This is a genomic window from Bacillus sp. GW823-FHT06A10 (genome assembly GCF_058795375.1).
In genome coordinates, this window is record NZ_JBXAHT010000001.1 from 2,477,615 (window position 1) to 2,496,655 (window position 19,041).

Genomic DNA, 19,041 nt, shown 5'->3' on the forward strand with positions numbered 1-19,041 from the left:
ATTGGAGGGATGACGATGCAAAGTGAGAAACTTTGGACGAAGGATTTCCTCGGAACTTGTTTTAGTAGTCTATTTCTCTTCTTAACATTTTACATGCTTATGACTACTCTGCCTGTCTATGTAATAGACGGCCTAAAAGGAAAACCTGAGGAAATTGGTTTAGTTGCAACTGTGTTTCTTATTTCTTCTGTTTTATGTAGACCATTCACAGGAAAATGGCTCGATGATTTAGGAAGAAAGAAAATATTATTTATTTCACTTTCATTATTTTTAGCCGCTACTGTTATGTATTTCGGTGCGCAAAGTTTATTCTTATTACTTGCCCTTCGCTTCTTGCACGGTATTGGGTTCGGGATGGCAACGACAGCTACCGGTACGATTGTAACTGATGTTGCGCCAGCTCATCGACGAGGCGAAGCACTTGCATATTTCGGCGTATTTATGAGTCTGCCGATGGTAATTGGTCCTTTTTTAGGTTTAACAATTATTTCTCATTTTTCGTTTACTGTTTTATTTATCGTTTGTTCCGTATTTTCATTACTTGCATTTTTATTAGGACTACTTGTAGATATTCCGCATGAAGCACCTGTGAGCAAACAAAAACGTGAAAAAATGAAATGGAAAGACTTAATCGAACCATCTTCTATTCCGATTGCACTTACAGGATTTGTTTTAGCCTTTTCTTATAGTGGTATTTTATCCTTTATTCCTATTTATGCGAAAGAACTCGGTTTAAGTGAAATTGCAAGTTATTTCTTTATTGTATACGCACTTGTTGTTGTCATTTCTCGTCCATTTACAGGAAAGATTTTTGATCGCTTCGGTGAAAATGTACTCGTTTACCCCGCTATCATTATTTTCACAATCGGAATGTTCATATTAAGCCAAGCACAAACTTCATTTTGGTTCCTTGGCGCAGGTATGCTAATCGGTTTAGGTTACGGAACATTAATTCCGAGTTTCCAAACGATTGCGATTTCTGCTGCTCCAAACCATAGACGTGGTTCTGCGACAGCTACGTATTTCTCATTCTTTGATAGTGGTATTGGCTTTGGTTCTTTCATTTTAGGTATTGTCGCAGCGAAATCTAGTTATCATAATATGTATTTTATCGCAGCTATTATCGTTGCTTTCACTTTACTTTTATATTATGGATTACACGGACGAAAACAAAAATTCAAGAAACAATCTACAGACGGAAAAATTTCCGCTTAACGTTAATAAGGAAAGTAAACTTCCCCGTTTACTTTCCTTATTTTGTATTTCTTTCAAGACGAGCGTATACTTATAGTAGAAATAAAAAGGAGGGTCATATATGAAACTAAAAAAATCTCCCCTACTCTTACTTATACTAACATTCATATTTGTAATTACAGGACTTGGGTTTACTTACTTCAAACAAAATAAAACGACCCCATCAAAACATAATGTGACAAAAGAAAACTGGTTAAATGACCCTTACTTACGTTGGTCGTATACACATATGAAAGAATTCACTTTAGTTAATGACGTAAAAATCAATCCTGACCAAACTGCTCACTTCCCTTCCGCATTGCAAAACTTAGACGATTTTGCTGTGGAGCGTAGATTCGGAAATACAACTCCTCTAAAAAAACTTTTAGACGATAACAAAACAGATGCTTTTGTCGTTGTACATAATGGACAACTTGTTTATGAACGATATTTCAATGGGTATAAACAGAATGAACCTCATGGTATGGCATCATTAGCAAAAGTCTTTACCGGGGCAATTATACAATCTCTCGCTGAAGAGAATCGTATTGATTTAGAGAAAACAGCTGACACTTACATAAAAGAATTAAAAAATACACCGTTCGGAAAAGCGACACTTCAGCAATTAATGGACATGCAAGTTTCAGCAGAATACCCGACCCACGGATATGAGCAGCCTGGGCTAGAAAATCAAGATGCACAATTATATTTAGCTAGCAATATTTTACCCCGCGGCAAAAATTACGACGGTCCGATGAAAATTTATGATATGTTACGAGAAGCCGAAGAAACTGCACCGCCTGGTTCTTCCTTTTCTTACAATAACGGATCAACAGAAACGCTCGCTTGGATTATTCGAACTATTACTGGTAGATCACTAGCTGAAAATGTAAGCGAACGAATTTGGTCTCAAATTGGTATGGAAGAAAACGCGTATTACGTTACAGATGAAACGAAAATAGAACAAGCAAGCGCTGGCTTAAATGCAACTGCTAGAGATATGGCGAGATTCGGGCAATTACTATTAAACAACGGGGAATATAACGGAAAACAAATTCTCCCTTCTTCTATTACTGGAGATATAAAAAATGTCCAAGAAGGTGAACTTGCAATTGGCCCTGGAGCTTCCATTTCTTATCATAATCAATGGTGGATTCCCCACAATGAACAGGGTGCTTTTGAAGTGTTAGGTAGTTACGGACAAACACTTTACATCGATCCGAAAGCAAATATGGTAATTGTCCACTTCTCTTCTAACGCTACGCCAAGTAATGAAATACATTCAGTTTACTCAAATATGTATGTTGATATTGCACATCATTTGGAGAAGCTTCCACGGTAGTGGAAGCTTCTTCTTATTGCGTTGTTTTATTTGAAACCACTACCCTCATCACGGTTATTCATAATGAAACTTTTTATTAGCAATCCAATAATACGTTACGAAGAGTGTCAATAAAATCCACACTATAGTTAGTAATCCAGTAATTATTGCGTTTGAATTTACTACCCCCGTGACTAACGTTTCCATTGCATACTTACTCATACCGGCTGGATTAAGCTGATCCATTATTGGATTCAAACCGACGATTACTCTGCAGGCTAAAAGGAATACAATTGAAATTAATGCAATAATACCTTGACTGTGAAAAATAGCACTTATCATTGTTGTGAAAGATACGATAAAAAGAACCCAAATTAGATAAAATAGTAATCCAGTAATTAGGTGTGCAAATGGAACGGCAGTAAAAAGAAAATTTACATATAGATAAGAAGCTACGTATCCAATTGTTACACTAAACGCTACCATTAAATAGTTTGACACTATTTTCCCACCTACATATGAAGTAACAGTAACGGGCCTTGTTAAAATAAAGGCCAACATACCATTAGCTTTATCTGTTTGAATTGCACCCATCATAGAAATCACTAGAATCATAAGTCCAAGCTGATCAAACTGGGATCCCAAAGTACTCGCTAATACTTCGCCCCCTTTTTGCGTTGCCATACTCGGATCAATGGTAATTCCCTGTCCTCCACCTAACGCTTCTAAAATTGATGGCAAATAATGAATTACTATCGGTTGTGTTGCGCCTAAAAATATAAAAACAATTGGTAGCCAAATAATCTTGAAATCACGTAACATTTGAACACATTCTTTTTTTATCAATACAATTGAGTTATTCATTTTTGCACCACCAAATTCAAGAAGATTTCTTCTAAAGTATCGTTGCTCATTTCAAATTTAACGATGTTCACTTTCTGTTCGAGTGCATTTTGCAATAACATATTTTTATTTATTTCAATACTTTCAACCTTCACTTTGATTTTAAGCCCAACCACTTCAACGTCCTTCACATACGGTAATTTTTTTGCAATTTCAATCCACTTTTGATCTTTTGCTGTTATTTCAATCATTAATTTATTTTCACTATTACGATGTAAAAGTTCCGTAATCGTTGTATCTTCTATTTTTGTTCCATCTTTTATAATGACAAATCGTTCACAGATTTCTTCTGCATCGCTTAAGATGTGGGTTGATAATAAAATGGTTGTATCTTTTTTTATTTCTTTAATCAGATTCAATACTTCCCGCCGGCCGATCGGATCTAATGCGGATACTGGTTCATCCATGACAATAAGCGAAGGTTTATGCAATAATGCTTGTGCAATACCAAGTCGTTGTTTCATTCCACCAGAAAATGTACTAACCTTTGCATTTTCTTCTTCCTTTAGTCCAACTTTCTCCAACATTTTTGGAATCGACTTTGACAATTCTTCTTTTTTCAACCCCGAAAGTTGGCCCATAAAGGTAAGTGTTTCCCTCGCTGTCATCCAATGAAAAAAATTAGGATATTGCGGTAAATAACCAATTTCACTTTTCATTTTTGATATTTTTATCCCATTCAATAAAACTTCACCAGCAGTTGGATGAATAATATCCGAAATTACTTTTATTAATGTGGATTTCCCTGCTCCGTTCGGTCCAATTAATCCGACGCATTCCCCCGCTTGCAGTTCCATCGAGAAATTATTCACAGCAATTTTTCCTTTAAATGATTTTATTACATTTTTAATCTCTAATTTCATAATTTCTCACTGTCCTTTCTCCCTATAACAAAGTACAAGATAGGTCCCAATATATTAACGAAAAGAATAATTAACGTCCATACAAGTACATTTTTTCTTGTTTTCCTATGTCGATATAAATCAATGAATGCAATTAAAACTAAAAGTGCTCCCACTGCAATAACTGGTAATATAATGGGTAGAAAAGCCATAATATCAATGTCTTTAAGATCATTCAATCCATAATGTATTTTCATTGTCATCACTCCTTTTAAATCTCATTATCATTATTGATAATGATAAAATAAAAACGGATGGATTGCAATCATTATTCTCATTATTTATAATGAGAATAAAAAACAATACATAAGGTGATATAATGAGTAATAAAGTTGAAATTTTAATGCATCCGGTAAGAATGAAAATTTGCCAAGTGTTAATGAGAAATAAAGAAGATGGGTTAACACCATTAGAAATGGTAAAAATCATTAAAAATGTACCACAAGCAACACTATATAGACAGCTACAAACTATGGTTGATTCAGGTATCGTTCATGTAATTAAAGAAAAAAAGGTAAAATCTGTTTCTGAAAAATATTACGCAATCAATGAAGAAGATGCAAAAATTGAAGGAAGTGAATGGAAAGGATTATCTGATGATGAAAAGTTAAACTACATTTCCTATTATCAGTTATCACTTATGACACAATATCAAAGTTACCTTAAGAAATTAGAGGAACAAAACAGTCAAGAAGATAAGGCTACTTTTTCTGTAGTAGAATTAAAGCTAGATGAGGAACACTTTGAAAAATTTCAAAACGAACTTAACGAATCAATGATTAAATACTACAATAACCAAAGTAAAGATGACGAAATAGAGGCTCCGATTCGGACCGTTGCTATTACAATTATTCCAGAAACTTAAATTTAATCGATATAAAAATGCAAATCAATAATCTTAACTAAATCCTGAAAACAGGATACTTCTCAAAACATCTAAACCATCTGCTTCCTATATTCTCTTTAGGAGCTAGGTGGTTTAATTTTTCTTGAATTCGCACACAAATGTAGTAATGAATGTATTATTTTTGTTATCTTTTATAAGTAGAAAGCTTCATCTTTTTAATGAAGCTTTCTATCACTTTATTAAAAAGATAATAAATTAATCGTTTCCTTTAAAACACTTCCCTTACAAAGATTGTCTGTTCATATTGGTCGAAAATTTCTTCTATAGATGAAAATAAAGTTTCTTCAGGGATGATGAACTTTATTTTTTGACCATTTTGCAACAGTTGCTTTGAAGCCAGCTAGTAACCTTTCTCTATACTTATCCTTATAAGTGCTACCCCATTTCCAACCGTTTTCTTCTAGTATATTAAAAGCAGAATCTGATACAAGGCTCTATATCAACCTATCAATAAATTACCACTCTATAAATATCTGAATTTTCTTTACATTAAAGGTTATCTCCCAAACAACCTCGAATAATTTTAATACATATACATAAGGAGGTTGATCTATTTTGTTTCGTTCCTTTACAAATGGTTGCGTCGCCTTAGTGCAACGCTTCTTGCCAGAACCGTTTATTTTATCATGTTTACTAACTGTTTTCGTTATCTTCTTTGGTATGTTTGCGACTCACCAAACACCTGTAGAAATGATTAATCACTGGGGTAATGGAATTTGGGGACTCCTCGCCTTTTCTATGCAAATGGCGCTTGTACTCGTGACTGGATCTGCTTTAGCAAATGCTCCTCTTATTAAAAAAGGATTAACGAAAGCTGCCAGACTACCAAAAACGAATGGCCAAGGCATTATTGCCATTTCAATTGTAAGTTTACTTGGTGCATACATAAACTGGGGCTTTGGAATTATTGTATCTGTTTTATACGCAAAAGAAGTGGCAAGGCAACTGGACGGATTAGATTATAGACTAGCAATTGCCTCTTCTTACTCTGGATTTCTCATTTGGCATGCCGGTCTTTCTGCCTCTATCCCTCTTACGTTAGCAACAGGCGGTGAAACGTTAATTAAAACGACTGCTGGAAGTATTAAAGAGGCGATTCCGATAACAGAAACGTTATTCTCACCATACGCTCTCGTTCCAGTTATTATTTTTCTCGTTACGATGCCTCTCATTAATAAAGCGATGCATCCAGATGAAAAACATACGATAACTGTAGATCCTAGCGTGTTCCATGAAGAAGCTGCTGCTCAAGAAGTAGAAAATAATACGTTCGCTGAAAAGATGGAAAATAGCATTATTATTACACTTTGCGTTGGATTGTTAGGTCTCATTTATATTTTCAATTACTTTTATACGAAAGGTTTTAACCTTACTCTCGATATCGTGATTTTTATGTTATTAATTGCCGGTCTTATTTTCCACCGTACTCCGATTCAGTATATTCGCGCTTTTTCAGACTCTACGAAAAGTGCTTCTGGCATTTTACTTCAATTTCCGTTTTACGCAGGAATTATGGGCATGATGATTGGAGTAAATAGTGAAGGACTTTCACTTGGAGGAGCTATTTCTAATTTCTTTATTAGCATTTCAAATGAAACGACTTTTCCGCTCTTTACATTTTTAAGTGCTGGCATCGTTAATATTTTCGTTCCATCTGGTGGCGGTCAATGGGCCGTGCAAGCACCAATTATGATTCCAGCTGGCGCTGAACTTGGTGTACCTGCTGCAAAAACTGCAATGGCCATTGCGTGGGGCGATGCTTGGACGAATTTAATTCAACCTTTCTGGGCATTACCAGCATTAGCGATAGCTGGTTTAGGTGCTCGTGATATTATGGGATTTTGCGTTGTGAACTTACTATATGCAGGTTTTATCATTAGTCTATGCTTCTTATTTATTTAAACGAAAAGCTAGTTTTATACTAGCTTTTTTACATAATAAATCATTTATTTCCCATGCAATTTATAACTGTATTCCACTCTATGTCCTTAAGATGTAGTGACTCAAATGCAAAAAAATCTTCGCAAATTTTTCCAATCAGGTGTGGATGTTCCCTCAAAAAATTCCACTGTAATACTTTAGGAAGAAAATGCATTTCATATTCTTTACTTCCCCGTACTACCTCATCAACTTCTCTTTCACAAATTCCCCTTATTAAATAATCATTTCTTAACTCTATTTGAATTTGTTGAAATGTATCGCTGCATTTTTTCAATTGAAGTAAACACGTAATATACTTCCGAAAAAGTTCGTTATCATACTGACAACAGTTTATAATACGATCGACTTCATTCATAATGTACGAGCCTTTTCTTCTATTTGTAATAACCATTTTTCGCGCTTTGATACTTTACTCGTTTTCACAGATTGAAAAACTGACCGTTTTATATCACGAATGCCACAAAAACGTAAAACACCTCTCTTCATCATAATCCAATCTGCTGATCGATATAACAATGCGACGTACCATAGAGGCGAGTCTAACGTATTAATAACCCACGTTTTTTTCCCTTGCAATAATCCTTTCGGCAGAGCCCCTTCATATTTATAAGCAAATCCAGCTACGAAAATACGGTCAATAAAACCTTTTAAAATAGCTGGCATCCCCCACCACCATATCGGATATATAAAGAGAAGTGTATCTGCTTCTTCCACTAATTTTCTATACCGCGCTGTCTCTTCTTCATTTATTAAATCACGTCTTTTCTTCTCTTCATTGAATACAAGTACCGGATCAAATTGTTCCTTGTATAAATCAAGCAACGTAACCGAATGATTTGTTTCCTGTAGCCCTTTTTGCACATGCTCTAAAATTGCCCCGTTAAAACTTGAAGGATTAGGATGAGCGTATATAATCAGTACGTTCACTACAAAACAACTCCCTCTATCGTTAAAGTTATCCCTTCTTTAATAACTTCTCTACAATTTGTACGTTTTTCGAACTTTGCAACAGTCGATTTAATACAGTAAGTAACTCTTCTTTTTCTAAATCTTTCAGTTTCTCTTTAACTGCACTCTCACCAGCACCTTGAATATCATAAACAACTGCCGCCATATGTTTACAATAATTTTCATACGGACATTCGCAACTACTTTTTGAAAAATCTTCGAGATCGATAACTACTTCATAATTCCCTGCATTTCCAGTAACGAAAGCAAACACTTTTTTATCTTGTATTTCAACATCTTCTACATGTCCATCTTCATAATATTCATATCCCTTATCTACAATGTACTTTGGGATCCATTTCGTTATATCTTTTAATAAGTAAGCGTACATAATTGTACCCCTTCCTTTAATTCCCTTTTGACTTCAAAAATCCTGCATGTTATTCTAATTACTGTTAAGTAGCAAGTCTACGTGACAAAACGACTGACACCTATTCGGCGAAGGTGTCTCTTTTCATTTGCAGCCGATACGAATTGCCTCTTTCAGGCACATTCAATTTTTGACACTACACACTCAACACCATTCCCTGTATCAGGCTGCTTAAGCAGTCTTTTACTCTACATACTCCGTTATTTTAAAAAAAAGAGAGCTTAGCTCCCTTTTCTCGCCTTATAAAATACCCCTTTTTCAGTATAGAGATATTCATCAGCTAATGTAATTTTCCCATCCAGTTTCAGTTCATCTAATAGTCTTGATAAATAAAATTGATGTAACATCTTTTTCGTGAATTTTCCTTCATGATGCGAAACGATATGTTCTTGAATATCTAACAATGATATTGGCTTATCTTGCTCTATCATATATTCATAAACTGTACTACGCAGTTTTACGTATTTTTCGAGTGTCACAGCAATGCGCAACCCCTTTCTTCTTAATATAAATTTTCGTAATCGGTTTTTTTGCAACAAAAAAACCTCTCCGATAAGAAGAAGTTACGTATATATCTTCGTCTTATCTCCCAGAACAAATATGTTCTGCTGGAATTAGCACCTGCATCGCGGTTGCTGGGTTTCATCGGGCCAGTCCCTCCACCTCTCTGGATAAGAAATATTCACTTAATTCTTACTATACGTAATTTCATTTTAATTGTCAAACAAATATAACAAATAATATTTTCTTCTTTACTGTTCATACTATACATATATGAATATGCAAGGAGGATTATGAAATGCATCAAAATGCTCGCGGATATGTACAAGATTCTTTTCAATCATTACAAGAAGCAAAACATTGTTTAGAAGAAGCACTACAGACTGTTGAAAAAGATTTTAATCGCGCTCGTATTGAGCAATCCCTTTATGCGATCGAACAAGCTATTCAACGCTGCGATTACACCGTTCACATTTTAGAACAAGATTGAAAAAACTTCCCATCATAAGGTGGGAAGTTTTTTCAAATGGCATACTTCATAATTATTGCCGTTATGATTAAAAAATATACAGAATTCACAATTTCTAAAACCCCTACTTTTATAATAGAAATTTTTTTGCCATACAATATAATGGCTCGAATGACACTTGGTATAAAAATAAGGGAGCACCACGGATTAATTGCAAATACAATGATTGTTAATAGAATATGATAACCCCAAGATATAAAACGATACTTCGGATTATTTTTCTCACGTATCATCGTTTTCACATAAAACGTACTTCCTAAAAAGTATAAGAATGAAATAAGTGCAATGAATAATGCTGTATGATCGATTTGTTTCATTGAAAAATAATAACTAATTAACCCACCAACACAAAACACAATGATCGCACAAATATCATTTAATAGTGCCCTTTCATTTTTTTGACGAGCATAATGCATATTTACTATAAATAGTGGAATCATGACTATTACGAATAAAAGAATGCGCCATTCATATAATAGAGAAATCATCCCAAATACGAACGCAATAATAAAATATACAATTGAAGCATGTAAATACTCTTTTTTTCGTTTTTGTTTTATGTACATAAGGAATGGATACGTAGCTAAATAGATAAAGAACCAAGCTATAAACAATGGAATGTGATATATAGTAGGTTTTCCAAGTATGACACTTAATAGAAATGGTATAGCAAGCATCGCCCATGCACCATGTTGCTTCGGAATAACTAACTTCATTAACTATACACCTCCCTTTTGAAAATAGTTCTCACCTATTATTATACAAATAATTTTATATAGTAACGGATATATATTGGACTATTTTTTGACAATAAAAAATGCTCCTTACAATATGTAAGAAGCATGAAAGAGGCAAACGAATATGTAAGTCGCGACCCTACCTTATATGAGTATGCTTTTCTATGCTATGTTATGCTTATCTAATATACCGTATTTCTTTTTAAATCTTGTGAGAATCGTAATCCAAGACGTACTAAATAGTAGTAAGAAAATAACATTCGAAATCGCATGACTTAAATCAAAGTAAAAACTTGCGATGTAATACGAAATGACAGTTTCCCACGTTGCTTCTCGTATAAAACCGAGAAGGCCCCAGAAATTCATAATCCAACCAAATAAAAAACCAACAATTACTCCGTAAAGAAGTCTCCCCCATAGCTTTTTCATTAAAAATGTATTACGCAATAATCCAGCTATAAAACCAATCATACCCCATGAAAACATTTGCCACGGCGTCCACGGACCTTGCCCTAAAAAGATGTTAGACACAATCGCTGCTGTTGCACCGATCATAAAACCCGCTTCACTTCCAAACACAATTGCAGAAACGATAATAACAAAAGAAGTTGGTTGTACACTCGGTAAAATAGAAAATGGTACGCGGCTAACTGCTGCAATTGCCGCTAATACAGCAACGAGAACAATTTCACGTGAAACAAACGACTTCCTTTCAAAACGGATATAGAAAGGTAACATAATAACAACTAATAAAAACAAACTACTTAACATGTAATAACCGTCCATAATAAGTGTAGTAAAGAGTAATGTGCCTATTATTACTGCAAAAATACCTATTATGAATGCAACATATCGTTTGGACACGCTTCGTACACATCCTCCCACGTTAATGCATATGGCAATTCTTTTCGAATGAATCGATTAATAGATGTTGTATAAAAGAAGTTACCACTAAAAAATTCTTTCGGTGCATCATTCATAATGACTGTCCCATCAAATAACATCATACATTGATCCACGTATTTCGCTGCAAACTCAATATCATGCGTTGCCATTACAATTGTTGTACCTTCTTTTTGTAGCTTCCTAAATAGCTCTCCTACTCTTTCTTTCTTCCACGGATCTAGCCCCTTTGTCGGTTCATCCAGTAATAATAAAGTTGGCTTTGATAATAATGTCGTACATAACGCAAGTAATTGTTGCTCTCCTCCGCTACAATCGTGCGGATGGCGTTCTTTAAGCGAGTACAACCAAAACTGTTTTAGCGTATCTTCTGCTATTTCTTTTCCTTGTTCTCCGTATAATTCACGTGCACGTTCATACACCTCATCCCACACTGTATCAAATGTAAAATGATAATATGGATGCTGCGATACATACCCAATACTTTTAAATCGTTCTTTCGAATCAATTTTATGTATCACTTTCCCATTCCACTTTACTTTCCCTCTTCTCACTTTTTGCAAACCAGCTAAAAGCGTTAACAGTGTAGACTTCCCTGTCCCATTCTTTCCAACGAGCGCTACCCATTTTCCTTTTTCAATCGAAACTGATAAATCACGTAAAATAAGCGGACTATTTTTTTCGTACTGGAACGAAATATGCTCTGCGCTTAAAATTACCTCTTGCTTTTCACTTTGTGCTATTAGCTCATTTACATATGATATCGCTGAAAAATTATTCATTTTCATTTGCGCCTCTCGCACCGTAAACGGAATATCTCTCACATTCCACTCTAAAAATAGCCTTGGAATTTGCGGAATAAATGGACGGAATGTTTCTACTCCCCACATATTCGTAATAACAGTTTTAGGACTACCATCATACATAATACAGCCATTATCCATACAAACAACGCGTGTTGCAAGCGGGATAACTTCATCTAAACGATGTTCACTTAAAATAATCGTAATTCCAAGTTCTTCATTAATCCGTTTTAATAATCCTAAAAACTCTTTTGCAGCAATTGGATCTAACTGCGCTGTCGGTTCATCTAATAATAGCAATTTCGGCTGCATAACTAATACCGCAGCTAAATTAACAAGTTGCTTTTGCCCACCAGATAACGTGTGAACAGATTGATGCAATAAATCTTGAAATCCTAAAAAGCTAATAAGCTCTGCTATTCGTTTTTGAATAATATGTGATGGTAACCCAATATTTTCTAAAGAAAATGCTAATTCTTGAATAACTGTATCCATTACGAGTTGATTTTCTGGATTTTGAAATACCATACCAATTTCTTGAGCAGATAACAAATCAGGTACATTTTCTAATAAAGTACCATCATAATATGTATCCCCAGTACGCTTACCAATTGGAAGTAATTCTTTTTTAAAATGTTTTAATAAAGTCGTCTTCCCGGATCCTGATCCGCCGGCAAGTGCAATAAACTCTCCTTTTTGAACAGAAAGAGAAATATGCTGTAACGCTTTTTCGTTTTCATCAGCATATACAAATGATAAATTGTTTATTTCTGCATGCGCCACCATAACCATTCCCTTCCTTCCATTATAATTGGTAAACTAATAAACATCGTAAATACGATAAACATCATCCCATCGTATTGCTGAAATAAAATAGATTCGACTTTCGGATAAATGATTAACTTTCCTCCGCCATACGTACTACATATGATAGCAATTATAAATAGAATACTTAAATAACTGAGCGTATACCAATCTCGTTTTTCCATTCTATAGCGAATATATGTCGTACGTTTCGTTACACCAAATCCACGAGCTTGCATAGAATCTGCCGTTTGCAATGCATCTTCCAATGAACAAATTAATAATACTTGCAGCAATTGCATACCATTTTTGACGCGTTCAATTATCGAACCTGAATCTACCTGCACACCTTTCGTCTTTTGAACGAGTGTGATTTTCTTTAATCGCCTTATAAACAAAGGAACAAATCTCACTGTAATCATCGTTAACAATGCAACTTTCGGTGAAATTCTTGAAAACAAATATAAAAATTTATGACTGGAAATAATATCATTGTATGACGCAAACGTAAACATAACTGCAACTAGTAATAACCCCATTACTATTCCAAACATAATCGTCTCAAGCTTAATACGGCTATCACCTAACCAAAACAACGTAGTTCGACCTCTATGCGTTAATAACGAATTAAATAAAATTACCATAAAAAAGAAAACAATTGTGCTCGGTAGCATCTTTCTTATCTTTTCGCTATTTCCTTGCATCACATTTAACATAATAATTAATACTATTGCTCCAATTAAAAAAAGAGGATGAAGACACATCATACATAGTATCATCACCCCGATATAATAGAAAAAATTCACAAAAGGATGTAAAGAAGAAAAACTTATTTTCATAGCCCTTTACCGAATGCCTTTCTTATTGTAATACGTATACCCACTCAATTGTATCTCCTGGTTTTACCGTAGCTACACCAGCACTATGGTTTGGAAAAGCACCGTTCACACGATATTTCCAACCACTAGTATCCGAAATATCTTTTTCATATAAATCATTAATACCTTTTACATAAATACTATCTCTAGATCCGCTTGCATCAACATCTAATCCTGTACGTTGTAATACTTTATACACAGTATCGCCATCTTGTACATCCATCTTTTTCGCACCCATTATATATCCGTTATTTCCTTTTACCGAGATTGTTACTTGTTTTGCTTTAGGTACTGGTGGTACTGGTGGTGGCACTGGGTTTGGTGGTGGTACCGGTGTTGGTGGAGCTGGTACACTATTGTTCTCTTCTGACTTTTTCTTTTGCTCCTGCTTCGGTGTTTCTTTCGGCTGATTCACAACCTTTGCTTCTTCTTTTACTTCTGGTGCTTTCGGTTGTTGTTTCTCTTCTTGTGCTTGTTGCTGCTCTGGTTGCTTATTTACAGCCGGCTGTTCTTTCGGTTGTTCCTGTTGTTTCTCTTCTTTCTTTACCTCTGGTTGTGCCTGCGGCTTTTCCTCTTTCGGCTTCTCTTCTACTTTTTGTTCTTGTTTCTCTTTCTGCTCTTCTTGCTGCTTTTGCTCTGATTCAGCTTGCTTTTCTTCTGTTTTTTCTTCCGGCTTCGCTTCATCTTTTTGTTCTTCTTGTTTCGCTACCTCTTCTTGCTTCGGTTCTACCTTCTTCTCAGGCTTTACAGCTGCCTCTTCACATCCGGCAAGTAGCCCGAGCGAAAGCAGTAAAGAAATGAACCATTTCACCTTACTCATCCTATCTCTCACCTTTCATACGAAAATTAGGAGCAAATAATTGCTCCTAATTTTTTGTTAAGCTGCTTTACGTCTCCATAATACATATGCAGAAGCAATACATAATACACCCATACCTACTTCTGTTGCTGCACTATGAGAAGATGCTCCTGTTTTTGGTAGACTGTTACCGTTTCCGATTTTTTTATTCTTAACCGGTTCGTTATCTACAACTACTTTTAGATTTTCATCTTTTGTTTCTTGTTGTACTTGGTTTTGTTCTTTCGGTTCTTCAGTAACTTCTTTTTCTACTACATTATTTTCTGGTTCAACGACCTTTTCTGGCTCTTCAATCGGTTTTGGCTTAATTACATCACCAGCGTCTACATTAGACCAATCATAAATAGATTTTCCCATTTCTTTAAATTGAAGTAATGCTAAAAGAGCCTGTTCTGTAGCCATTCCGTTACCATTTTGATCACTTGGTAACCATTTAAATTCACCATTTGACAGTTGATATGATAATAGGTTTTGCATTGCCTTATAAAGACCATTTTGATCTACATCTTTAACAAGTGATAATCCAATAATTGCTTGCGCAGTACTATTTGAATTTTCTTGTCCATCAGCTGAAAAACCGCCATTTTGCAGCTGTTCGTTATATAAATACGCAACAGCTTTTTGTATAGCTGGTTTCACATCTGATCGCTCTTGATAAGGAGCTAATGCTGATAAAACCATACCTGTTACATCAACGCTACTAGCACTATCTTTACTACCTGAACTATTATAAGTCCATCCACCGTCTGTATGCTGATTATTTAACAGTGCTTCCACTAGAGCAACTCTGTTCCATTTTGATTCAACTGGAATCTCATACTTCTTCGTATCAAATGCAAGTAAAGCAAATGCATAACCTGTAACAGAATTCACTTTATCTGACTCATACAATTTTTGAACTAAATTATGTCCACCTACATTTTTAGGGTCTGCACTCATTGCATTCATCATAATAATTGTTCTAGCTAAATCTGTCGCTGAAAAACGATTAATGCGCTTTTCTACTTTTTCAGTTACTGACTTAACATAATTTAATTTTGCCTCAATTGGCACATTCTTTCCAGAACGAGAAAGCGCTACAGCTACCCAATCACTTTCAATTCCATCTTGTAACATCTTGTCTGATGTTTTAGAAATGGCTTCATTTAATTGTGCACTTGGAACTTGAATGTTCTCTTGCTGTGGTTGTTCTGGTTTTTTCCCATCTGGCGTTTTACCGTCTTGATCACCTTGGTTTTTCTCATCTGGCGTTTTACCGTCTTGGTCACCTTGGTTTTTCCCATCTGGTTTTTCACCGTCTTGATCACCTTGGTTTTTCCCATCTGGTTTTTCACCGTCTTGATCACCTTGGTTTTTCCCATCTGGCGTTTTACCGTCTTGGTCACCTTGATTTTTCCCATCTGGTGTTTTACCGTCTTGACCTTCTGGTTTTGGTTCTTCTGGTTTGCCACCGTTAGGTTCTTCTGTTTTACACGTTCCGAACTTATCTAACGTTTCTTTCAATGTTTCCTGGCTTATATTGCTCCAGTCTGAAACAAAACGAAAGACAACAACGTCTCCAGATTTTAATTTATAACTATCTGCTCCGACTTCTGCAGACTGATCATTTACATCATACAGCCAAGCACTTGTAGCCCCGGCCATTAAACCATCGATGCCTTTTACATATGTTCCAAACGACATCGTTTCAGATTCTACCTTGTCCCCCATGACCTTTTGCAGCAAACTTAAAGCTGTTTCTCCATCTTTAATTTGCTCTTCTTTCGGACATAACATAATGCCTTTTTGTGATTCCCCAATAATTGCAAGTTTTGCTGTATTTCCTTCAGCAAACGTAATATGTACTGTATTCGCAAAAGAAACAAATACAAGTGTCACTGCCATTAATGATGTAAGCAGCCATTTTTTCAACATTGCCATCCCAAAATTTCCTCCCTTACTACCATTTACACAAAAAAAGGCCCTTCAAGGGCGTGCGATTGACACTCTCTTTTTGTAAGTGTCGAACAAAAATGTACAACACCTCCTACCCGCATCATTCGCGGCTATATTTGTATAGGAAAAATAATTTTGTTTATGAACGTATCATTGTGATAACATTCACTTTTCTTGGCACAACTTACTCCCATTTAAGTTATCGTAAAACGATAAACCTATACATTCTGTAAATTTTAAATTTCTGTATTATTTTACTATTGACAAAGAATTTTGTCCATGCTTTATCGGATTTATTTTCTAAGAATAATAACTTATTAACTCTTAACTATGTAAACTCTTTTCACTAATAATGACGCCATCTTCATCCGCATAGACATATTCATTTGGATTCCATTCTACTTGTCCAAAGTGCAATGAAATATTTCGTTCTCCTTTTCCTTCTTTCACACTTCTATTTGGCATCGTTCCTAACGCTAAAATACCAATATTAATATTCTTTAGTTCACTAGAATCACGAACATACCCATTCACAATAATTCCTGCTAGCTTTCTTTCTTCCGCAATAGCTGCCAAATTATCACCGAGTAAAGCACAATTCGTAGACGCTCCGCCATCAACAACTAATACTGTTCCTTCTGGTAATGTTTGCAATCCTTCCTTCACTAGTACATTATCATCTTTCACTTTTACAGTTGCGATTTTCCCGTGGAATTGTTCTTTCTTCCCAAAAGACCGAAAAGACTGGCGACATATTTGTAATTCCTTTTCAAATTCATCACATAGATCAGTAGTTTTCCACATCTTGTTCCCTCTTTTCCTTTTTCTTTCTACATAACATATTCTTGGCTTATTATCGTTTCCCTGTCTAATATTGCAATAATTTGTATGTACGGGAAAGGATACAAAAACTATTGCCTTAAGAAGCTACCTTTATTATAATCTATTTCACGGATTAAATTCAGAATATTAAAAATTAACAAAGTGAAGAAGGAGGGATTTTATGCAAATACAAACTGAGGCAAAAAAACAACCTAGTAAACCAAAGTTTAAAATGCCTGATGCGTACGTACTACTATTTTTTATTGCCTTACTTTGCGCCATTGCTACGTACTTCGTTCCTGCTGGAGAATTTAAAAGGGTTACAAACGGGACCGTTACAACGACAATACCAGGTAGCTACCATTCTGTTCCGCAATCACCCGTAGGATTTGTTTCTTTTTTTACCGCTATTGAAAAAGGAATGACACTTGCTGCTCCTATTATCTTTCTAATTTTATTTACAGGTGGAGCCATTGCAATTCTTGAAAAAACAGGTGCTCTTGACGGTTTAATCTATCATGTTATTAACAAATTTCGTAATCAGCAATTACTTTTCATTTGTATAGTTGCTGCGCTTTTTTCTATTCTTGGAACGACTGGTATTATCGTTAACTCAGTTATCGGTTTTATCCCCATCGGCATCATCGTTGCACGCACGTTAAAATGGGACGCTATCGTCGGTGTAGCAATTATTTATTTAGGTACTTATGCTGGTTTTAATGCTACTATTTTATCTCCCTCACCTTTAGGCATTTCACAAAAGATCGCAGAACTTCCGATGTTTTCCGGGATTGGTTTACGCACCGCAATCTATATATCTTTTTTACTTGCCACTATCCTTTATATAAATTGGTATGTAAAACGCTTGAAAAAATCAAATAAAGGAAGCATCCTTGGCGACAACTGGTTTCCCAGTAACGCTCTTTCAAGCGAAAAAGAAACAGAGAAAAAAGAAGTCCCTTGGACGATACGTCATAAATTAATTTTACTCGTTTCAGCTTTATCATTAATTGCATTTTTAATAGGCGCTTTTCGTCTACATTGGACGGACGCAGAAATGACCGCTACTTTTATTTTCATTGCAATTACAGCAGGAATAATAGGTGGCATGAAAGCAAACGATATCGCATCCACTTTTCTAACTGGCTGCCAAAATCTTATCTACGGTGCTTTAATCGTCGGAATGGCTCGCTGTATTTCAGTCATTTTAGAACAAGGCAAATTACTTGATACAATCGTTAACCAACTCGCACAAGCTCTCGAAGGACAAAGCCCTGTATTTGGTGTTATCGGCATGTATGTGAGTAGTGCCGCATTACATTTCCTCATTTCATCCGGGACAGGAGAATCGGTTATTTTCATTCCGATATTAGCTCCATTAGCTGATTTCATGCACATTACACGCCAAGTTACAGTACAAGCTGTTATGCTTGGAGAAGGTGTAGTAAACTGCTTAAATCCAACTTCTGGTGTTTTAATGGGCGTTCTCGCAGCGAGCGGGATTTCTTATGGAAAATGGATTCGTTTCATGGCTCCACTTGCACTCATTTGGTTTATCATTGGACTTGTTTTTCTTATTGTTGGGGTGAATATTGAGTGGGGACCTTACTAAATACTTAACTAGATAAATAAGTACTATCGTTCCATATAAATATCTATTCTATTTCCCTCACTAGTCCTATTAA

Annotated in this window: 20 protein-coding genes and 1 riboswitch; of the genes, 6 read left to right on the forward strand and 14 right to left on the reverse strand. The window is 35.4% G+C overall.

Features of this window, described 5'->3' with window-relative positions:
• Window positions 1-15 precede the first annotated feature (15 nt).
• Window positions 16-1,215 (forward strand): MFS transporter, encoded by a 1,200-nt coding sequence (locus tag AC1Q8M_RS12610; protein ID WP_001190321.1) that lies wholly within the window; start codon window positions 16-18, stop codon window positions 1,213-1,215.
• Window positions 1,216-1,315: 100 nt separating this feature from the next.
• Window positions 1,316-2,575 (forward strand): serine hydrolase domain-containing protein, encoded by a 1,260-nt coding sequence (locus tag AC1Q8M_RS12615; RefSeq protein WP_098360679.1) that lies wholly within the window; start codon window positions 1,316-1,318, stop codon window positions 2,573-2,575.
• 54 nt (window positions 2,576-2,629) lie between these two features.
• On the opposite strand, the gene AC1Q8M_RS12620 is transcribed toward AC1Q8M_RS12615, so the two are convergent.
• The 3 genes from AC1Q8M_RS12620 to AC1Q8M_RS12630 are packed head-to-tail and all read right to left on the reverse strand — an operon-like array spanning window position 2,630 to window position 4,556.
• A complete protein-coding gene (locus AC1Q8M_RS12620; protein ID WP_061660432.1) occupies window positions 2,630-3,418 on the reverse strand; it encodes an ABC transporter permease subunit in 789 nt (262 codons plus the stop codon).
• Complete coding sequence (locus tag AC1Q8M_RS12625) at window positions 3,415-4,320, reverse strand: ABC transporter ATP-binding protein (protein WP_098360678.1); 906 nt, start codon at window positions 4,318-4,320, stop codon at window positions 3,415-3,417. Before AC1Q8M_RS12625 ends, AC1Q8M_RS12620 begins: the two co-directional genes overlap by 4 nt.
• Window positions 4,317-4,556, reverse strand: a complete 240-nt coding sequence (locus AC1Q8M_RS12630) for a PLD nuclease N-terminal domain-containing protein (protein ID WP_000690914.1) — start codon at window positions 4,554-4,556, stop codon at window positions 4,317-4,319. The genes AC1Q8M_RS12625 and AC1Q8M_RS12630 overlap by 4 nt, the downstream gene beginning before the upstream one ends.
• Window positions 4,557-4,678: 122 nt before the next feature.
• On the opposite strand from AC1Q8M_RS12630, the gene AC1Q8M_RS12635 reads away from it, so the two are divergent.
• Both AC1Q8M_RS12635 and AC1Q8M_RS12640 read left to right on the forward strand, forming a co-directional pair.
• Window positions 4,679-5,224: a transcriptional regulator gene (locus tag AC1Q8M_RS12635; RefSeq protein WP_492334149.1), complete on the forward strand. Its 546-nt coding sequence runs from the start codon at window positions 4,679-4,681 to the stop codon at window positions 5,222-5,224.
• A 597-nt stretch (window positions 5,225-5,821) separates the two neighbouring features.
• A complete protein-coding gene (locus AC1Q8M_RS12640) occupies window positions 5,822-7,168 on the forward strand; it encodes a short-chain fatty acid transporter (RefSeq protein WP_000490008.1) in 1,347 nt (448 codons plus the stop codon).
• 40 nt (window positions 7,169-7,208) lie between these two features.
• Here AC1Q8M_RS12640 and AC1Q8M_RS12645 read toward each other — a convergent pair whose 3' ends face one another.
• The 4 genes from AC1Q8M_RS12645 to AC1Q8M_RS12660 form a co-directional block, all read right to left on the reverse strand.
• Window positions 7,209-7,562, reverse strand: a complete 354-nt coding sequence (locus AC1Q8M_RS12645; RefSeq protein WP_001006466.1) for a hypothetical protein — start codon at window positions 7,560-7,562, stop codon at window positions 7,209-7,211.
• A complete protein-coding gene (locus AC1Q8M_RS12650; RefSeq protein WP_001101578.1) occupies window positions 7,559-8,134 on the reverse strand; it encodes an NAD(P)H-dependent oxidoreductase in 576 nt (191 codons plus the stop codon). The genes AC1Q8M_RS12645 and AC1Q8M_RS12650 overlap by 4 nt, the downstream gene beginning before the upstream one ends.
• Window positions 8,135-8,162: 28 nt before the next feature.
• Window positions 8,163-8,546: an SWIM zinc finger family protein gene (locus AC1Q8M_RS12655; RefSeq protein ID WP_000271532.1), complete on the reverse strand. Its 384-nt coding sequence runs from the start codon at window positions 8,544-8,546 to the stop codon at window positions 8,163-8,165.
• A 260-nt stretch (window positions 8,547-8,806) separates the two neighbouring features.
• Entirely contained in the window at window positions 8,807-9,124 is a 318-nt protein-coding gene (locus tag AC1Q8M_RS12660) for a hypothetical protein (RefSeq protein ID WP_002094089.1), read from the reverse strand.
• 40 nt (window positions 9,125-9,164) lie between these two features.
• A riboswitch (SAM riboswitch) is annotated at window positions 9,165-9,263 on the reverse strand.
• Window positions 9,264-9,384: 121 nt separating this feature from the next.
• Between AC1Q8M_RS12660 and AC1Q8M_RS12665 the strand changes: the two genes are divergently transcribed.
• Window positions 9,385-9,576 (forward strand): hypothetical protein, encoded by a 192-nt coding sequence (locus tag AC1Q8M_RS12665; RefSeq protein ID WP_000554029.1) that lies wholly within the window; start codon window positions 9,385-9,387, stop codon window positions 9,574-9,576.
• A gap of 32 nt (window positions 9,577-9,608) precedes the next feature.
• Here the strand turns inward: AC1Q8M_RS12665 and AC1Q8M_RS12670 are convergent, their stop codons facing one another.
• From AC1Q8M_RS12670 to rraA, 7 genes are all read right to left on the reverse strand, one after another.
• Entirely contained in the window at window positions 9,609-10,331 is a 723-nt protein-coding gene (locus AC1Q8M_RS12670; protein ID WP_000779946.1) for a YwiC-like family protein, read from the reverse strand.
• A 183-nt stretch (window positions 10,332-10,514) separates the two neighbouring features.
• Entirely contained in the window at window positions 10,515-11,216 is a 702-nt protein-coding gene (locus AC1Q8M_RS12675; protein ID WP_000044914.1) for an ECF transporter S component, read from the reverse strand.
• Window positions 11,189-12,850: an ABC transporter ATP-binding protein gene (locus AC1Q8M_RS12680; protein WP_061660435.1), complete on the reverse strand. Its 1,662-nt coding sequence runs from the start codon at window positions 12,848-12,850 to the stop codon at window positions 11,189-11,191. The genes AC1Q8M_RS12675 and AC1Q8M_RS12680 overlap by 28 nt, the downstream gene beginning before the upstream one ends.
• A complete protein-coding gene (locus tag AC1Q8M_RS12685) occupies window positions 12,823-13,701 on the reverse strand; it encodes an energy-coupling factor transporter transmembrane component T (RefSeq protein ID WP_061660436.1) in 879 nt (292 codons plus the stop codon). The genes AC1Q8M_RS12680 and AC1Q8M_RS12685 overlap by 28 nt, the downstream gene beginning before the upstream one ends.
• A 22-nt stretch (window positions 13,702-13,723) precedes the next feature.
• Window positions 13,724-14,560, reverse strand: coding sequence for a DUF4430 domain-containing protein (locus AC1Q8M_RS12690; protein WP_071714308.1), 837 nt, complete (start codon window positions 14,558-14,560; stop codon window positions 13,724-13,726).
• 57 nt (window positions 14,561-14,617) lie between these two features.
• The gene (locus AC1Q8M_RS12695; protein WP_340865043.1) at window positions 14,618-16,519 is read right to left on the reverse strand and encodes a DUF4430 domain-containing protein; all 1,902 of its coding nucleotides are present in this window, start codon (window positions 16,517-16,519) and stop codon (window positions 14,618-14,620) included.
• A 339-nt stretch (window positions 16,520-16,858) separates the two neighbouring features.
• Window positions 16,859-17,338, reverse strand: coding sequence for a ribonuclease E activity regulator RraA (gene rraA, locus AC1Q8M_RS12700; protein WP_029442832.1), 480 nt, complete (start codon window positions 17,336-17,338; stop codon window positions 16,859-16,861).
• A gap of 199 nt (window positions 17,339-17,537) precedes the next feature.
• Here rraA and AC1Q8M_RS12705 point away from each other — a divergent pair, with 199 nt between their 5' ends.
• Window positions 17,538-18,968, forward strand: coding sequence for a YfcC family protein (locus AC1Q8M_RS12705; RefSeq protein ID WP_023522512.1), 1,431 nt, complete (start codon window positions 17,538-17,540; stop codon window positions 18,966-18,968).
• The last annotated feature ends 73 nt before the right edge of the window (window positions 18,969-19,041 follow it).